This window comes from Vibrio sp. MEBiC08052, assembly GCF_001506075.1.
In the GTDB taxonomy this organism is placed as follows: Bacteria; Pseudomonadota; Gammaproteobacteria; order Enterobacterales; family Vibrionaceae; genus Vibrio.
Window position 1 is genome coordinate 2,399,772 of record NZ_KQ947475.1, and the last position, 17,214, is coordinate 2,416,985.

Here is a 17,214-nt window from a genome sequence, read left to right on the forward strand (position 1 = left end):
TTACGCGGTTTGTCTACCCTGACGCTGAATCACGACCAATGCCAGAATCGCAGCTGCAACGAGCGCGAGTTGAGGAATTAATGTTTCAACATAAGGATAAACCCCCAACAAACTGATTTGCGGAACGGCATCTATGAGTGTCGGGTTAAATACTTTCGCTTCGATGAGCTCTAATACACCTTTACCGGCAAACACAAACGCCATCAGATACATAAATCCACCGGTAAAGATAAAGAAAGGTTTGAGTGGTAACTTCACCACGCTATAGCGCATTAAGAAAAAGATAATGGTGAGAATCACAATTCCGACACCGAGGCCGCCAAAGATCCCGATCAATGAGTCTGATGAACCGTCAGCACCCAGTGCATAATAGAAAAGCACGGTTTCTGCACCTTCACGGTAGACAGCCAGAAAGCTGGCAAACCACAGACCAGCAATGGAGCCGGCAGTCAGTGAGCGGGATAATTTATTTTCGAGATACTGTTTCCAATGGGTTGCTTCCACTTTGGACAACAGCCAATAACTCATCATGAACAGCACCACCACTGCGATTAGCATAGTGATACCTTCCAGCATTTCGCGACTGGCACCGGCATTGGTAAACAACCACTGGAACAGTGCCGCAGTGATCAAACTCAATACCACGCCGACTACCACGGAATTCTTAATGATATAGAGTTTGTCGGTATGTTCGTTCTTAACCAGATAAGCAGTAATGGCAGCGACAATCAGCAACGCTTCCAGACCTTCACGGAGAATAATGGTAAGGCTGGCAATAAACATTGCCCAAATACCCTGACTATGGCCTCCCAACATACTGACGCCTTGATCCAGCGCACGACTCAATGCCTGTTGTTGCACCTGAATATCAGCCAGTTCAGAACGGGCCTTCATCAGACTCACAAGACGGGTAAAGTAGCCTTCCAGTTCAGATTTAAGTGCACTATCCCGCGCACCAACCGCATTTTCCATCCCTGTCGATTCAAAGCGATCAAAATACGTATCCTGAACGGCCATCATCGCATCAGCAACCTGACCTTGTTGGTAGAGCTCAATTGCCTGAGCAATGGCAGCATCAATGCCGGTAATCACAGATTGCCAGTCTTGCTTCGCAACCGAACTCTCCTCTTCCTGAGTCTGTTGCTGATCATCACGAGTCGCAGGCAACCCGGGAAGCTCATCTTTCAGTCCTTGTGTCAGCGTGGCAACTTGATAACCAAACGCGACTAAATTTTGCATCGTGTATGGTCTGTCGGCCAAATCAATCATGGCTTTGAACATGTCATTATATTGCGCTGCTTTTGCACCGGAACGATTCAGACGAATTGCGGTTTCCAGATCAGAGTTTTTATAAGCATCAAATTGTGCCTGCCGTATCAGCTTTATCGCCGTTTCCCGCTTTAGCTGTTTTGCCTGTGCTGTCTCAGCCTGATCTGATGTGCGATAACTGGCCAGCCCTTGATTGACCAAACGTTCAATGGTCAGCACTTGCTCACGCCAGTAAGGTAAAATTGATGCCTGATGGATGTCTGCAGTTTCAGCAACTAACTGTGTTCCGGATTCCAGAATTGAGGGAACAGATGCGATTTGAGTTTTGAGCCAGTCTACGTTTTCCTTCACGTCATCGAGCGACGCCTGATTGCCAATCATCTTCCGAATTTCACTGAATTTAGCCTCCAGCTGATACGCATATTGCCGGGAATAATTAATTCGGATCGGGCCTTCCAAGCCTTCAAACACTTCAAAATATGCCATTTGCACCGTGTGCTTCGCTTGCACGGCATCACCAGAGGCATAAAGTTGCACGGTTTTATCCAGACGAGCATTGATATCATCGGCAGCAGCCTGATAATCCAGTACAGCAGCAACAGAGTAATTAAAAGTAAAAATCGTAGTAATAATGAAAAGCTTTATCAGCTTTAACATAACAAACATCCTGCGAGATAAACCACAAATAAAAATACTAACGAAAATTATTATCATTAGCAATGCAAAATTTTACCACATCGTAAATATTATATTTAGAAAGTGAATAGATGGATAAAAAATATAATATTAAATAATTATTTATCACTACTATTCATTCTGGTCGCGATCTGAAACTGAACCTATATCAAAACAGTGATCGAACCTGTTTGAACGATGGATACAACCCAGAAAGGACAAAGGACAAAAGCCAGAACACTCTGGCTTTTAAGCTTGCGTATTGTCGCCCCACAACCAAGGATAACCGTCAGCCTATCTGCCAAGAATATCAATTCACGCATGACCCACGCTGCCTTTGAAAGGATTGATCAGACAAGCCATGAACAATAATTTTTTGTGTTGATTTTCATACAGTAAAGCGCGATTAAATAACACTCGTTTTCTCGCACTAAAGGGATTTACCCAGACTGGCGGCTATATCATCCTGACGTTCGACAATCCATTGACTATCAAATGGTCCCCAATCGGACAACCGATAGTACCCGTCATTGTGTCGTCTCCCGTCTTGGATAAACATGAGTTGAATGCCTATAGCCGGTAATGCTTTCAACACATCCTGAATTGTGCGACGAGGCCACCCGGTATGTTCAATTAATCTGGGGACATTTGGCCTGTCTAAATTTTCAACCAAGTAAGCTAAATAAAGCCTTCTTGCAAAAACAGGACTCAATTCCATTGACACCTCCTATTCACGTGCCAATCCATTATTTCGGTTTTCACATAAAGAGTGTTGCGTTCGATCAATAACTTCATTTTTATCTGTCACTCGATGAATAAAATTCACCGATATCCATCAAGCCTACAGTGAATCGCTACTTTGTCAGCGCCCCCACTCTCTGCTACGATGCGCTCACAGTCTTCTCTAATTTGAGGAATCATATGACCATTACCCTTTATGGCATCCCCAACTGCGATACAATCAAAAAAGCACGTCGATGGTTAGATGCCGAAAATGTTGAATATTGTTTTCACGATTTCCGTAAAGACGGAATTCACGCCGAACTCGTTGAAGAATTTTGTCAACATTTAGGGTGGGACAAAGTTGTCAATAAACGTGGAACAACCTTTAGACAGCTGACACAAGCACAAAAAGACAGCTTAAACGGTACAACCGTTATTCCCCTATTGGTGGAATATCCGGCAATGATTAAACGCCCGGTTTTGGTGGTAGACAACACTTTCCACCTTGGTTTTTCTCCTGAACAATACACTGAGATATTTGCATAGAAAGGAACAAATGGATGAGCGATAGTCCGGTACTCGCCCTTGCTAAAGAATTAATTTGTCGTCGTTCGGTTACACCGGAAGACGCAGGATGCCAAGACTTAATGATAAAACGGCTCAAGGCACTTGGCTTTGAAGTTGAAATCATGGTTTTTGAAGATACCACCAACTTCTGGGCCCGACGCGGAACGCAGGCACCACTATTTGCCTTTGCCGGACATACGGATGTTGTTCCTGCCGGAAAAGCCGAATTATGGCATACGCCCCCATTTGAACCGACCGTCATTGATGACTATCTGCATGGGCGTGGTGCAGCCGACATGAAAGGATCACTCGCTTGCATGATTGTTGCGGTTGAACGGTTTATTGCAGCGCATCCTGACCATCAGGGTTCCATTGCATTTCTGATTACGTCTGATGAAGAAGGTCCGTTTATTAACGGGACAACTCGTGTTGTCGATACCTTGATGGCACGGGATGAGATCATAGATATGTGTATTGTTGGCGAACCCTCCAGCACACATTCAGTCGGTGATGTGGTCAAAAATGGTCGTCGAGGTTCGCTGACCGGTGACTTAGTCGTCAAAGGTATTCAAGGTCATATCGCCTATCCTCATCTGGCCAATAACCCGGTTCATCAGGCACTGCCTGCATTGACCGAACTCGCAGCGATTCAATGGGATGAAGGGAACGCATTTTTCCCGCCGACTAGCTTTCAGATTCCAAATTTACAAGCGGGAACCGGTGCATCAAATGTTATTCCGGGCGAATTCCATGTCCAGTTTAACTTCCGTTACAGTACCGAACTCACGGCAGAAGAGATTCAACGTCGCGTTCACTCCACATTTGATGCACACGGTTTGGATTATGACCTGAAATGGACCTTGAATGGCAAACCGTTTTTGACCGATGCCGGTAGCCTTGTGGAAGCAGTCACGAAGTCTGTTAAACAGATTAACCATAAAGAACCTGCATTGCTCACAACCGGCGGGACATCCGACGGTCGGTTTATCGCTCAAATGGGCGCACAGGTCGTCGAACTCGGCCCGGTCAATGCGACGATACACAAAGTCAATGAATGTGTCAGCATTGCTGATCTTGAGAAACTGACCGATATGTATCAACACATATTGAACAACTTACTGGCCCGATAATATGACGCCGGAACAATTAACCGGAAAAAGTGAGCAACATCTGCAAGCATGTCTTGTCGATACCAAGACTTTCCTGATCCATCAAGCGGTCGCTCAAGATTTTTTTGCGTTAAAACAGGCAGCTCACCAAGCCGGGTTCCACTTACAGATTGCCAGCGGATTCCGTGATTTCCAGAGGCAGCTTTCGATCTGGAATCTTAAATTCTCAGGAGAACGCCCGCTGCTCGACTCACAAAGTCGTCCGCTCGATGTCTCACACCTGCCAGAGCAAGAAAAAGTTCTGGCTATTTTACGCTGGTCAGCACTGCCCGGAGCCAGCCGGCATCATTGGGGCACAGACTTTGATGTGTATGACAAAAATACATTGCCAGCTAATGAATCGCTGCGTCTGGAGCCGTGGGAATATCAATCCGGTCATCAGGCTCAATTTTCTGCATGGTTAGCACAAAATCTCTCCCGGTTCGGTTTTTTCCTGCCATATCAACGGGATCGGGGGGGCGTTTCGATCGAACCTTGGCATATCAGTCATCACCATGTTGCAACACAATGTCTGAATCAGATGTCACCTGACATTATCCTTCAGGCATTAGCTGACGAACCGATCGCAGGCAAAGACACGATTCACAAAATGCTCCATACTATCTACACTCAATTTGTCATCAATATAGAGCAGAGCGGTGCATAGGTATGGATTTCCTGACTTCACCTTGGTTCATCATTACAGTCGTTATCAGCATCATTATTGGGAATATTGCCGCGCTTAAATATCTGACGCCCAAAAATCTCGATAAGCTGAAAAAGAAACAGGGAAATGATCTGGATCGATTGATTGAATTAGACAAAAAGCATCAACAAGAGATCAAAAAAAGGGATGAATAATCATCCCTTTTTATACAAATCACCGTCTAGTGTGATTCGTGAAACAATGCTGATAACGCAGTAGAAAACTCTTTGAGTTTCTCTTCAGCCACAGGTTTGTCATTTTTGCCTGTGATATTAACAGACGTCCGGTTCCCTAAATCCCCCAGCAGTAGTGTATAAGTGCCGTTATCAAGAGAAACCGGTGCAACACCAAGTGCTTGCCAGACTTCATTATCCGGTTGACTGAATTTAACTTTTATCGTGCCTTGAGAACGGTTGCGATCTTCAACATTAAAACCTATTTTAACCAAGGCATCCGGCAAACGCTGCCACATATTGTCATAGGGGGTTCTGGCAATCACAACCGGTAAGCCACTGCGATCCGAGCCCATCGCGACAGCAATTTGCTGAGCCATTTGCCGAGACTTTCTCGCTGCTTCTTCCTGAGCCTGACGATCATATTGCATCGTAATCGCATTGGCCATTGTCACGGCATAACGATTCTGACTATAAATCGCTTTTCCTGTCGAACCATTTTGCTGCATGTCCAACAATGACACTTTTATACCGTACTGTTTTCCTTGCTGGATACGGGTATAACGATATCTCGCTTTCACTGGCGCAACTTCATCTTCTGCTGACCATGATATCCAAGCGGTATCAATCAAAGAAGGACGACTCTGCGAACGTGCGACTTGATGTTGATCTAAATACTGAGAAATGACCTGCCAGATTTGATCCGCAAGCTGTGGCTTCACCGTCCAGAACGTAATCTCATTGTTATCGCTGTTGATCCGAACGCCGGGGATCAAAGCCAATACAGATTGGGGCGGACGAATATCAACCTGTTCACCCAACCCACCCTGATATTTGCCATCCGGAACATCGTAATTGTGGTAGAGCTGTAATTCAGCATCCTGAGGCATTTTCCAAGTCGTGGATAATTTTGCGTTTAAATAATCAAAGTCGCCTTCTGCTGCTTGTCGTGTCAAAGCACTATCAGAACATCCAGACATCATAAATACAGCCAGTGAACTACAAACTAGCTGATTGAAAAATTTCATTCATACTCCTACACGAAAACCAAAGCCCGGCTCCGTACAACTATTCTCGTACAACGATTGCCATCCAATGATTCTGGCACAACAATCAAACCTCAAAAATGTGCGCCAAAAAACTTTCACCAAACCATAAACCTATAGCAATCCGGCATCAGCCAACGCTTGTAATACAATCGGTTGATTGGGTTCAGATAATTCTGTCATGGGTAAACGTAACAAACCGCCATCAATCAATCCCATTTTATGGGCTGCCCACTTAACCGGGATCGGGCTCGACTCAATAAACAAGTTTTTATGCAAAGACATTAACTTTTCATTCAGTGCTTCTGCAGCATCAAACTGCCCGTCTAAAGCAAGGTGAACCATTTGTGCCATTGCTGCCGCCGCAATATTGTTGGTTACGGAGATCACCCCATGACCACCCAACTTGATAAATTCCAGCCCGGTTGAATCATCACCGCTCAGTAAGACAAAGTCTTCTCCGCAAAGTTCACGGTGTTTCGCAACCCGGCTCAAATCACCGGTCGCATCTTTAATCCCGACAATGTTTTTCAATTCAGCTAAGCGCGCAACCGTCTCCGGCTGCATATCTACCGCAGTACGACTCGGTACGTTATACAGAATAACGGGAATATCCGTCTCTTCTGCAATCGCTTTATAATGTAAGTACAACCCTTGCTGCGTTGGTTTGTTGTAATAAGGTGTGACGCTCAAGAATCCAGAAATACCGGTATTACACAGTAAGCGGCTAAATGTCAGAGACTCATGTGTGGCATTGGCTCCGGTTCCGGCAATGACGGGAATACGCCCCTCTGCATATTCAACCGTCTTAGATACAACTTTGACATGCTCTTCAATAGTCAGTGTTGCTGATTCTCCTGTGGTGCCAACGGATACAATCGCATCGGTTCCGGCATCTACATGAAAATCGACCAATTTTTTGAGACTTCCGTAGTCTACTTCTCCATCGCTATCAAAAGGGGTAATTAGTGCGACTATACTTCCAGAAAACATGTCTTTCTCCATAAGTTGAATCTCACTGCATGGTACTGTAAGGATACTGAGAAACACAAGTGAATAAGTTCTCTTATTTGAGTAAAACCAGAGAATCTATCCAAATGATTTATCGATGTAGTTTCTTGAAGTTGTGGGGGATATTTACCCGCCCGATTCGAATCTCAGTTTTCTGACAGTCTGACTTGAGTCTCTATCTCTCTCAGGGTATAAGATCCCGAGAATATTGATGAAAAATGTATAAGCCGACAAAAGGAAATATCATGAATCCATTACAGGTTGGAACACCTTCACCACACTTTTCACTGCCGGATCAAGATGGAAATCCTGTGAGTCTGACTGATTTCAAAGGCAAAAAAGTCCTGCTTTATTTCTATCCGAAAGCCATGACTCCCGGATGTACCGTTCAAGCACAAGGGCTGCGTGATATCAAAGCAGAACTTGATGAGAAAAATGTTGTTGTACTGGGTGTGAGTACCGATCCGGTCAAGCGTTTAGGCAAATTCATCGAACGAGACAGCCTGAACTTCACACTGCTCTCTGATGAGGAGCATCAGCTTGCAGAAACTTTTGGGGTCTGGGGAGAGAAAAAGTTCATGGGCAAAGTCTACGATGGTTTGCACCGTATCAGTTTTCTCATCAATGAAGAGGGTGTCATCGAGCACGTCTTTGATAAGTTCAAAACCAAAGATCATCATGAGGTCGTATTAGACTATCTGAATAGCAAATAAATTGGTCTCTTCATCGATTTCAAATTAAACAAATCGTGAATTTCCTGTCACTACAACAAGTGATTCACGATTTTATCAATATCCATCACCTAACTACCGTTTTTAGCGATTGATGAAATGGTTCCATAATCACTCGGTTTGTCAAAGCCAGAGCTACCTTTTATATGAATAATTTGTTAGCAACTTCCCACGAATATAGTGTTCCGTCCAATCTTTCTCTTCAGGCTCGATTTTTGTAAACAAACGAGTCGCAGCGACGGGTAATAACCAAGGGTCAATGGCTTCTCGATCGAGCCCAGAAAGGCGAAGGTATTCGTTAAGAAAAATCCGGGCAAAATACCGGCGATAGGCATTATGTAACCGATGATAAAGGGAAGAATTTTGCAACACAGGTGCCTGCACCGGGTGTTTCTGGATCAGCAGCGTGTGGACCACATCAGCGATCGGATGACCCACGGTTGCTTCCGCCCAGTCCAACACGACCGGCCCCGTTCGGGTGAAAATAAGATTCTCCTGATGCAAATCGTTGTGACACAGCCGGCTGGCTTGCGGGAGCTGATCAAACAACCGGACGATATGCGCGCTGCCCTCTTCTCCCAAACGAGCTTTCGTCTGCAAAATGGCAGTGCGCATCAGCGAGCTCTGTTCGGTAAACCCTGACGCATCAACAGCATTGATCTCCGCCTGTATCCGGGCGAGCTGTCTGGCGTAGGCGTGAATTCTGTACGGGGCTTTCGATAAAATATCGGTCATCGTCGGCCCCTGAATGTACTCCATGACCACACCAAACCGGTCTCCGTGCTGAATCACGTCATAGATGTCCGGCACCCGGATGCCATAATCTTTTGCCTTGCGAGTCTGGGCGACTTCACGTTCAACCCGCTCACGGCTCACCGTCGGGTGAAAGAATTTCACCACCGTCCGGGCATCCGCCGACAACACAAGCTCCGTCTTCCCATGACTCAGCAGCAGTCGCGTCATCTATCCTCTCTTCAAAGCAGGTTGTGAATAGGGAGATAGACAGCAAACCCCACCCGCAGCACGTGATAGATTGATTTTTTGACATACCGCTTTCTCCGGCGCAAAAACTCATACTTTTGATAGAGCATCTGAATCATCGCAGACGCCAGCACATGTGCGCAGATATCATTTTTTCGATGCTGATATTCCGGCCGTATGATATCCAGAATCATCACATAACGTCGCAGATCAGTATGGTTCCAGGCCGTGTGCGTCTGTGCATCGCAAAACAACAGGGTCACGCCTTCCTGCCAGCCCTTGATTTTATCCCTGACCTGAAAACCGCAGTCCGGCAGGGGTGCCGGAATTTTCAGCCCCATATGACAACGGATAACCGCATCGGTATCTCCCTGATGCGGATTGATGTTGGATTGCGGTTCTAAAATACTTAAAGAGGCCGAAGTGCAACCAGGCAAGGCCTTGAGCAACTTGATCGTCTCCGGGCACCGCTTGCAGTTATGACGATTTTTCAAACGCCAGAACATCAGCCCCATGGTTTTCCACTGCTGCGGCGGAAAAGCCATCGCATGGTTGATTTTATAGGGCTGCAACCGATCCGGGTTCTCTTCTAACAGTTCGAAAAGCTCATCCCGGATGACCAACCAGTTCTCTTCCAGAATCTTCGTCCAGGGCTGATCTGCTTTGTCATAAAAAGAAGGGTGATCTCCGGTATAGCGGCCACCAAAAATACTGTACCAAGGTTGGGTAGACCGACTAAACATTCACTTCCCCCCCATTGAGATGCGGCTGCACCGCTACTGAAGAAATATCAGCCATATGAATGTCGATACTCTCCTGTGGATTTGATGACTTATCTGCAAGATAATCCCGCAATGTGTGTGCTATCAGTGCCAGCAACGGCGCTTGTTGCTCATGCACCAGACGATGTCCACCCGGCAGATAGCACAGCTCAAAATCTCCGGTCGAAAAATTCACCCACTGTCTGACACGTTTGGGGGACAAAATCGGATCGTCCAGACCGGCGATAATCTGAAGCGGCACCCCAACGGTACTTTCCTGAGGCTGATAAGTTTCCAGCAGTTTAATATCCGCTCGCAGGAGTGTGATAGTGCGCGCCAGAATCAGGCGTCGGGTCGAGTGACGATCTGCACCTTCGTACTTTTCTAACACGGCATCAATGAACTGATCATCGGGCAAACCATGAATGTGCTCTGAGTCTCGCACCGCTGGCGCATTACACCCGGAGAGCATCATATGAACCGGCAACATACGCCCGTCCTGTGCCAGCGCAAGGCAGCTTTCAAATGCCATCAAGGCCCCCAAACTATGTCCATAAAAGGCGAAAGGCAGATCGGCCGGGGGATCAAAATGCGCCATCAAATCATCAATCAACGCATGCATGTCGGTATACGGTGGCTCTTCACTGCGTTCATCTTTTCCCGGTGGCTGCACCCCGATCAACGCCACCCCGGGCGGCAACTCAGCGTTCCAAGCTTGGTACACCAAAGCACCGGAGCCAGTATAAGGAAAGCAATACAGGACAATCTGCGTATCCGGGGTAATCGGTTTGAAGACCCGGAACCACTGCCCCTGGGCCTGAGTCACTGCCGCAACCGATAATGGCAGTGTTGGAGACGGAGCCGGGTCCGCCTGCGGTCTCATCGTAGCCTCATTCGGCACGTCATCCCCGGTATCTTCTGTCATGGCTGTCTGCGGGTGTTTGGTCTGGTACACCAGCTCAAACAAATAGTCTGTCACGGCATTGATATGTGGATAATTATAGGCCAGTGTGTTCGGCAATTTGACTTGAAAATACTGCTCCAACTTGGTGGCAAATAAAATCGCCATCAACGAATCCATTCCCAAAAAATTAAACCGCTGATCACCGGGAATGTCATCCACCGATTCAATCAACATCACTGAACGCAATTCCATTACCACGATTTGTTTGATCTGTGCCCTAGCCTCTGCCGGGCTTGCCCCGACAATCGGCTGCAAATGCTCCTGTGTCACCGCCGCATCAGCAAGGTGATGCACCCCGACCACTTGTTCAAACAAAGAGGGTTGCAGGGTGAAGTCGATAAACGATTGATACTGCTGCCAGTCAATGTGACCAATCAGCGACAGCGCACGCCCGGTCACCATTACCTCCTCCATCACATGCAATGCATCAGCCGGTGGCATCAGCGTAAATCCCATTTTGCCCAATATTTGGGCTTCTTCCGGTTTCGCACTCATCCCGACTTCTGCCCACGGGCCCCAATCCAGACTCAGGGCCGGTAGCCCGATGCCCTGCCGGTATAAACTCACTGCATCCAAAAAGAAGTTCGCGGCGGTGTAGTGACTCAGGTTCACCGATCCCCACAAGGCAGAGACCGATGAATATAAGAGGAAACAATCCAAATCCATCGACAAACTGAGTTGATGCAGTTGCCATGTAGCTGCAATTTTGGTCTGCAAGGTATCGAAGAATGCCTCCGGATCCAAGTCAATGATTTTATCAAACCAGTTCACCCCCGCTGCATGAATCAAGCCACGTACCGGAATGTCTCTCTCTGCCAACGACTGCACCAATCCAGTCAGCGCACCGGGTTTCCGGACATCCAGACTCACCACCTCAACGATCACCTGTTGCGCCCGCAGAACTTGTAGCTGTTGCACCTGTGTCAATACCGGATCCCTGTCCGTCAGTGTCGCCCACTGTTCCTCCGGCGGGAGTGACTGACGACTGATTAGAATTAGGTGCTTCGCGCCTTTATCGATCACCCATTGCGCGGTTTTCAGCCCCAATCCGCCTAGTCCGCCGGTGATCACAAACACCCCGTCATCACGAAAGGTCACAGTTTCTGAAGGCTGCGACGGTGCGGACACCGGCGCCAATTGCTCAACATATTGATCCCCTTGCCTGAATACCACGCAATGTTCAGAGCCGGGATGCAGTATCTTCGCCATCAACCCGGCAGCATTCGTATCAGCACTGGTACCGGCATCAAGATCAATCATACCCCCGCGCCATTCAGGATGTTCGAGATACAAGGTTTTGGCGAAGCCCCAAATCGGGGCTGCGCTCAGATTCACCTGTTCGGCGGCATCCGACATGAGCTGTTGCGACATTCGGGTCACCACCCACACCGGAGGTGTGATTGCAACCTGACGGAGCGCTTTCAGCAAGACTATCAAGCCGCCCAATGACGTTCTCAGTGCTTGATCCATCTCTGGTAATGCAAGTTGATCCGGGGCTATGAGGGTGTCCTCATCCGATAAGTAAACCACTTTCCAGGCTTCAATATCTGCCCGGCTTCTGCTGGTGAGAATATGATTCAGGGTGACAAAGGCATCAGCCGTCTCCGCCTGCGGTAACAGGCAGGCATCACAGGCGTGACGATCCGCGCCGTCGGTCGAAAGCCAGAAGACCTGATGCCCGCGCGCCCTGATTTGCGCACTAAGAGATTGTAAGATGGCCGAATCCGGCCCGACCAACAACCAAGAGAGCCGGGTTCTCAAATCCACCACGTCCTCAGGATGCGGCACGGGTTGCCGTTTGACCCACACCAAATCGTACCGGGCTGGCTGTACGGGTCTCCCGGCTGACGCTGAAGCGTCGGACGAGATGGGTGAGTGTCTGCCATAAATCGGCCCGGCAAAGGCTGCGATGTTTTCCGGTTCGAGCCCTTTAAGCCAATAACGCTGGTGATCAAAGACCAGACCGGGAATCTGATCCGGTTTTTGCTCACCGGCAAGCAGTGATTGCCAGATGAGATCCACGCCCTGTTCGTAAAGCCGCCCGGCACTCTCAAGAAAATGGGCATGCTCGGTTTTACCGCCTTTTGGCGGACTCAAAGAACGCAGTAACACCAGATCCGGTTGTGTCAGACATTCCCGGACTGCCACTAAAGTGGCGGCACCCGGTCCAATTTCCAGAAAGTTGCTGACGTTGTCCTGCGCCAGATGTCCGACTGCATCAGAGAACTGCACCGTCTCGCGCATATGCCGCACCCAGTGGGCAGCAGTCGGGGCTTCCGTCATCCGAGTTGCCGTGGTTGAAGATATCCAATATTTGACCGGTGGAAGAAACGTAAACTGACTGGCATACGCGTTAAAGGCCGCCAGAACCGGGTCCAGCAAATGACAGTGATACGCATACGGTACCGGCAAAGGTTGCACCTGTACTCCTCTGTCGGAAAATTGCTGTGCGACCTGCCGGACAGCTGCTTCCGGCCCGGCAATCACGGTTTTACCCGGACTGTTGACCACCGCAATCTGCACCGGGGCATCCCCCAATGCTGCTGCCACTTCAGCCTTGCCTGCAAACAGAGTCACCATGGTGCCCGGTGCGGCAAGCGTCACCACCAGTTCTGCACGTTTTTTCAGCAGCCTAACCCCAGTTTCCGGTGAAAAACATCCTGCCAGACACGCCGCTGCATACTCGCCTAAACTATGTCCCAGTAGTCGGTACGGCATGACTCCACACGCCTGCCAGGCAATTCCCAACGCGTATTGAATCGCGAATAAAACAACCGGCTGATAGCATTGCGCAACCACATTATCTGCCGGCGTATCGAAAGCCAGCGTTTGTAATGACAAGCTCTGTGCGTGCCGGTCCTGATGCTCCCCGAGGTGTGTCTGTCCCGGTAAGCTCGCCTCTGCCCATGCTTTGGCGCAGCGGTCAAAAGCCTGACGGAAAACAGTCAGCGTCTGATACAGCGTTTCTCCCATGTGTAGGTATTGTCCGCCTTGCCCGCTGAACAGAAAACACACGCGCGCCGACATGTCCGCCGGGGCGGTAACCTTACTCTGCCGACTGACGAACTGTGCCAGTTGCGCTTGCAAACCCGAGTGACTGTCAGCCACAAAGGCTTTCCTGTATCTGAGGTGCGTGCGGCACTGAGCCTGCGTTGTGGTGAGATCCGCCAGAGAAATCAGCGGTGGTGTCTCCAGAAATTCCGACCAGCAACGGGCCTGATTCAGGAGCCCGCCAGCGCTGTGATGGGAGAGCACAAACAACTGTTCTGTCCCTTCATGGCATATATCTTCATAGAACACCCCGTCACGGGAAGCCCGTTTATGATCTGCGAAAAATGACATTTCCCCCGTTTCGGCCGTCTGAACACCTGTAACGGGTTCCGGTGCGGCCAGAATGGCATGCGCCAGAGAGCCGCCAAACCCAAACGAACTCACCGCTGCCACTTTGTGCCGATCCTCCCACGGGTGCGCCTCAACAGGGATCATCAAGCGGCTGTGTTCAAGGTGAATCCGTGGATTCAATTGTGAAAAATGAACCTGAGGCGGGATGATATGTCGGTTGAGCATCAATACCACTTTAATAACTCCGGCAATTCCGGCAGCCGATTCAAGGTGCCCGATATTCGCTTTCACAGAACCGACATAACAAGGGGCACCACCCGGGTCGCCATACAGATCCACGAGCTGTTCCATCTCCACCGGATCACCGGTAGGAGTGCCTGTTCCGTGCGCTTCAATAAAACGAACTTCCGAACCGGTCAATCCGGCCTGTTGCAGGGTTTTACGGATCAGGCGGTGCTGGGCCGTGCCATTGGGAAAAGTCATACCGGCACTTTGCCCGTCCTGTGCGGCTACACAACCCTTAACCTCTGCCAGAATTCGATCCCCGTCACGCATCGCAGCGCTGCGGCGTTTCAGCATCACCAGACCACACCCTTCAGCCCGGACATACCCGTCCGCACTGGCATCAAAGGCTTTACACCGTCCCTTGGGGGACATCATCCCAAACTGAGACAAGGTTACGGTGGTCCCCGGAGAAATAATCGCGTTAACCCCCCCGACAATCGCCTGTTCGCATTCACCGTCACGGATGGCTTTCAAACCATAATTAAAAGCCGTCAGAGAGGAAGAACACGCCGTATCAATGGCCACACTCGGCCCTTTGAGATCATAAAAATAAGACAATCGATTGGCGGCAATACTATTGGCATTCCCCAAGCCGGAATACGCATTAAACCCTTCCAGCGTTTCAGACAATTTGATTTTCAGATAGAGATAGTCATTGTTCGCAATGCCAATAAAAACCCCCGTATCGGAATGCTTTAAGTCGGCTTTGGTCACACCGGCGTGTTCCAGCAGTCGCCAAGAGGTTTCCAGTAACATACGCTGCTGCGGATCGACTTCTGCCGCTTCATAGGGCGAGATACCAAATAAAGCCGGATCAAATTGATCAATGTGGTCCGTCAATCCGGCCCAGCGGGTATTCATTTTGCCCGGCACTGCAACTTGAGGGTCAAAGAAAATACTGTTGTCCCAACGGGTTGCGGGAACTTTGGTAATCCCGTCCCGACCTTCACACAACATCTGCCAGAACTGCTCCAGTGTCTCGACGCCACCGGGGAAACGGCAGGCCATACCCACAATCACCACCGCATCATCGGCCTCTGACGTGGCTGATGATGCAGATACCTTGCCCACCGGCACTTCAGGACTCGAATAGAGTGTTTTCAGTTCCCCGGAAAGATACAAAGCCATGCAGCGGTTTCTGGCCAATTTATGATTCGGAGTTTTCGGCATCAGACCTGCGGCAATCAGGTGAATCGCCTGCGCCTGAATCCCGAAGCTGTCAGACAAATTCGCCTGCATGGTTTGGACAATGGCCGGGTACTGATGTCTGGGTGTATGCCGCTGGATTTCCTGAAAAATCACCAACTGTTCATGTCCATTCACCACATGGCCGACACAAGCGGTTTTGTCGTCACTGCGGAGCCCGTCATGATCAAATTTAGCGACCATTTCCAGATCTTCTGCGTGATAACTGACGCCCCGGAGAATCACCGTTTCTTTCAAACGCCCGGTGATATAAAGACATCCGTTGACCAACAATCCCAAATCCCCGGTATGCAGGGCTGCCACCCCGCCGGGAAGTTGCCCTGAGTCCGACTGATAGTAACCGGAGAAGATGGAAGGCGACCGGACGATAATCTCCCCTTCCTGCCCCGGCGGTAGCTCGGTGCCAGAAGCGGGATCGCAGATACCAATGTCCTGTTGCAGAGCACTGAGCGGATAAGGCGTTAAACGCCACTGCACACTGCCTGCTGATTTATCCATGATGTAAGGCTCCAATGCAGCCAGACTCAACGCCCCGCCGGCAACCAGTAACGTGGCCTCCGCCAGACCATAAACCGGATAAATGGCGCTGGCCTGAATCCCGACTGCCTGAAAGCGCTCGACAAAAGCGGTCAGTTGCCCGACATCCACAGTCTCGGAGCCGACATACAAATACTTGAGACAACTGAGATCCCACTGGGGATCGGGCGTCGTGACCCGGCGCAAACAGTCGTCAATCGCAAACGCAGGCACCGCCGCCAGATTCCCCCGGTAGCGGTGAACGGCCGCAAGCCAAACGTCAGGTGCCGCCAGAAAAGACGCCGGCGGCAGAAAGTACCCCTGACCCGATTCATTAAGCACCGTAAACAAATGCCCGACCAGCCCCATGTCATGATGCAGGGGCAACCAGCCCACCATCCGCACCCGTTCCTGACGCTGAAACGTACCGCCCATCGCATCCAGATTCGCCAGCACCTGTGTGTGGGTCAGGCACACACCTTTCGGCTGACTGGTGGAGCCGGACGTGTACTGAATATAGGCAAGATCCTGTGGCGAGACTTCCGGCAGGACAAGCGGTTCTGATGACCCGGGGTCCGCCTCCGGCGCAATCAGCGATGTCACACACAGTATGTTGAGTGGCAAATCCGCAAAACACATCTGTGCCAGCGCCTGTTGCTCTACCGGCAGTAACAGGATTGTGGCATCCCCGGCCTGCACAATCGCCCGGATACGGCCAATAGTCTGCTTGTCGTTTTGATGGCGAAACGCCGGTAAGGGAGCTGGGACACATCCGGCCAACAGGCAGGCAAAAAAACCAATCACAAACTGACATTGATCTTCAATCGCGATTAGCACAACATCACCGGGGTTCGTCCTGTGGCGCATCTGTCGCGCCGCTGCCAGACAACGAGTTTTCAGGTCGATGTAGGTGAGCAATTCCCGGCGCTGGCCAGTGTGATCCAAAAAAATCAACGCATAGTCGTTCATCCGCTCTTCCGGATGACAGGTCACCAAGTCCTGTACACACTGACGCATTTCCGATTTCCATTGCATTCTGTTTATCTCCGTTTGTTCTTGTAGTGCGGGCTCACACTTGCCGGGGTGTCGCTCCCCATTGCCCCGCAGGGC

At 49.6% G+C, this 17,214-nt stretch carries 12 protein-coding genes; 5 read left to right on the plus strand and 7 right to left on the minus strand.

Annotated elements, in window-relative coordinates; all coding sequences use genetic code 11:
- Nucleotides 1–1,926 (minus strand): FTR1 family iron permease, encoded by a 1,926-nt coding sequence (locus tag VRK_RS10500; RefSeq protein WP_231735760.1) that lies wholly within the window; start codon nucleotides 1,924–1,926, stop codon nucleotides 1–3.
- Nucleotides 1,927–2,374: 448 nt separating this feature from the next.
- Entirely contained in the window at nucleotides 2,375–2,662 is a 288-nt protein-coding gene (locus VRK_RS10505) for a winged helix-turn-helix domain-containing protein (protein ID WP_038183694.1), read from the minus strand.
- Nucleotides 2,663–2,865: 203 nt separating this feature from the next.
- Here VRK_RS10505 and VRK_RS10510 point away from each other — a divergent pair, with 203 nt between their 5' ends.
- Genes VRK_RS10510 through VRK_RS10525 form a run of 4 tightly spaced genes read left to right on the plus strand, consistent with a single transcriptional unit; the run spans nucleotide 2,866 to nucleotide 5,243 of the window.
- Entirely contained in the window at nucleotides 2,866–3,213 is a 348-nt protein-coding gene (locus VRK_RS10510; protein WP_059121322.1) for an ArsC family reductase, read from the plus strand.
- 14 nt (nucleotides 3,214–3,227) lie between these two features.
- The gene (dapE, locus tag VRK_RS10515; RefSeq protein WP_059121323.1) at nucleotides 3,228–4,364 is read left to right on the plus strand and encodes a succinyl-diaminopimelate desuccinylase; all 1,137 of its coding nucleotides are present in this window, start codon (nucleotides 3,228–3,230) and stop codon (nucleotides 4,362–4,364) included.
- A 1-nt stretch (nucleotide 4,365) separates the two neighbouring features.
- Nucleotides 4,366–5,049: a M15 family metallopeptidase gene (locus VRK_RS10520; RefSeq protein ID WP_059121324.1), complete on the plus strand. Its 684-nt coding sequence runs from the start codon at nucleotides 4,366–4,368 to the stop codon at nucleotides 5,047–5,049.
- A gap of 2 nt (nucleotides 5,050–5,051) precedes the next feature.
- Nucleotides 5,052–5,243 (plus strand): DUF2897 family protein, encoded by a 192-nt coding sequence (locus VRK_RS10525; RefSeq protein WP_059121325.1) that lies wholly within the window; start codon nucleotides 5,052–5,054, stop codon nucleotides 5,241–5,243.
- Nucleotides 5,244–5,269: 26 nt separating this feature from the next.
- On the opposite strand, the gene bamC is transcribed toward VRK_RS10525, so the two are convergent.
- Both bamC and dapA read right to left on the minus strand, forming a co-directional pair.
- A complete protein-coding gene (gene bamC / locus VRK_RS10530) occupies nucleotides 5,270–6,289 on the minus strand; it encodes an outer membrane protein assembly factor BamC (RefSeq protein WP_059121326.1) in 1,020 nt (339 codons plus the stop codon).
- Between the two features lie 132 nt (nucleotides 6,290–6,421).
- A complete protein-coding gene (gene dapA / locus VRK_RS10535) occupies nucleotides 6,422–7,300 on the minus strand; it encodes a 4-hydroxy-tetrahydrodipicolinate synthase (protein WP_059121327.1) in 879 nt (292 codons plus the stop codon).
- 263 nt (nucleotides 7,301–7,563) lie between these two features.
- Between dapA and bcp the strand changes: the two genes are divergently transcribed.
- Nucleotides 7,564–8,031: a thioredoxin-dependent thiol peroxidase gene (gene bcp / locus VRK_RS10540; RefSeq protein ID WP_059121328.1), complete on the plus strand. Its 468-nt coding sequence runs from the start codon at nucleotides 7,564–7,566 to the stop codon at nucleotides 8,029–8,031.
- 153 nt (nucleotides 8,032–8,184) lie between these two features.
- On the opposite strand, the gene VRK_RS10545 is transcribed toward bcp, so the two are convergent.
- The 3 genes from VRK_RS10545 to VRK_RS10555 are packed head-to-tail and all read right to left on the minus strand — an operon-like array spanning nucleotide 8,185 to nucleotide 17,139.
- Nucleotides 8,185–9,012 (minus strand): phosphotransferase family protein, encoded by an 828-nt coding sequence (locus VRK_RS10545; RefSeq protein WP_059121329.1) that lies wholly within the window; start codon nucleotides 9,010–9,012, stop codon nucleotides 8,185–8,187.
- An 11-nt stretch (nucleotides 9,013–9,023) separates the two neighbouring features.
- Complete coding sequence (locus VRK_RS10550) at nucleotides 9,024–9,773, minus strand: aspartyl/asparaginyl beta-hydroxylase domain-containing protein (RefSeq protein ID WP_059121330.1); 750 nt, start codon at nucleotides 9,771–9,773, stop codon at nucleotides 9,024–9,026.
- The gene (locus VRK_RS10555; protein ID WP_059121331.1) at nucleotides 9,766–17,139 is read right to left on the minus strand and encodes a type I polyketide synthase; all 7,374 of its coding nucleotides are present in this window, start codon (nucleotides 17,137–17,139) and stop codon (nucleotides 9,766–9,768) included. Before VRK_RS10555 ends, VRK_RS10550 begins: the two co-directional genes overlap by 8 nt.
- Between the last annotated feature and the right edge of the window lie 75 nt (nucleotides 17,140–17,214).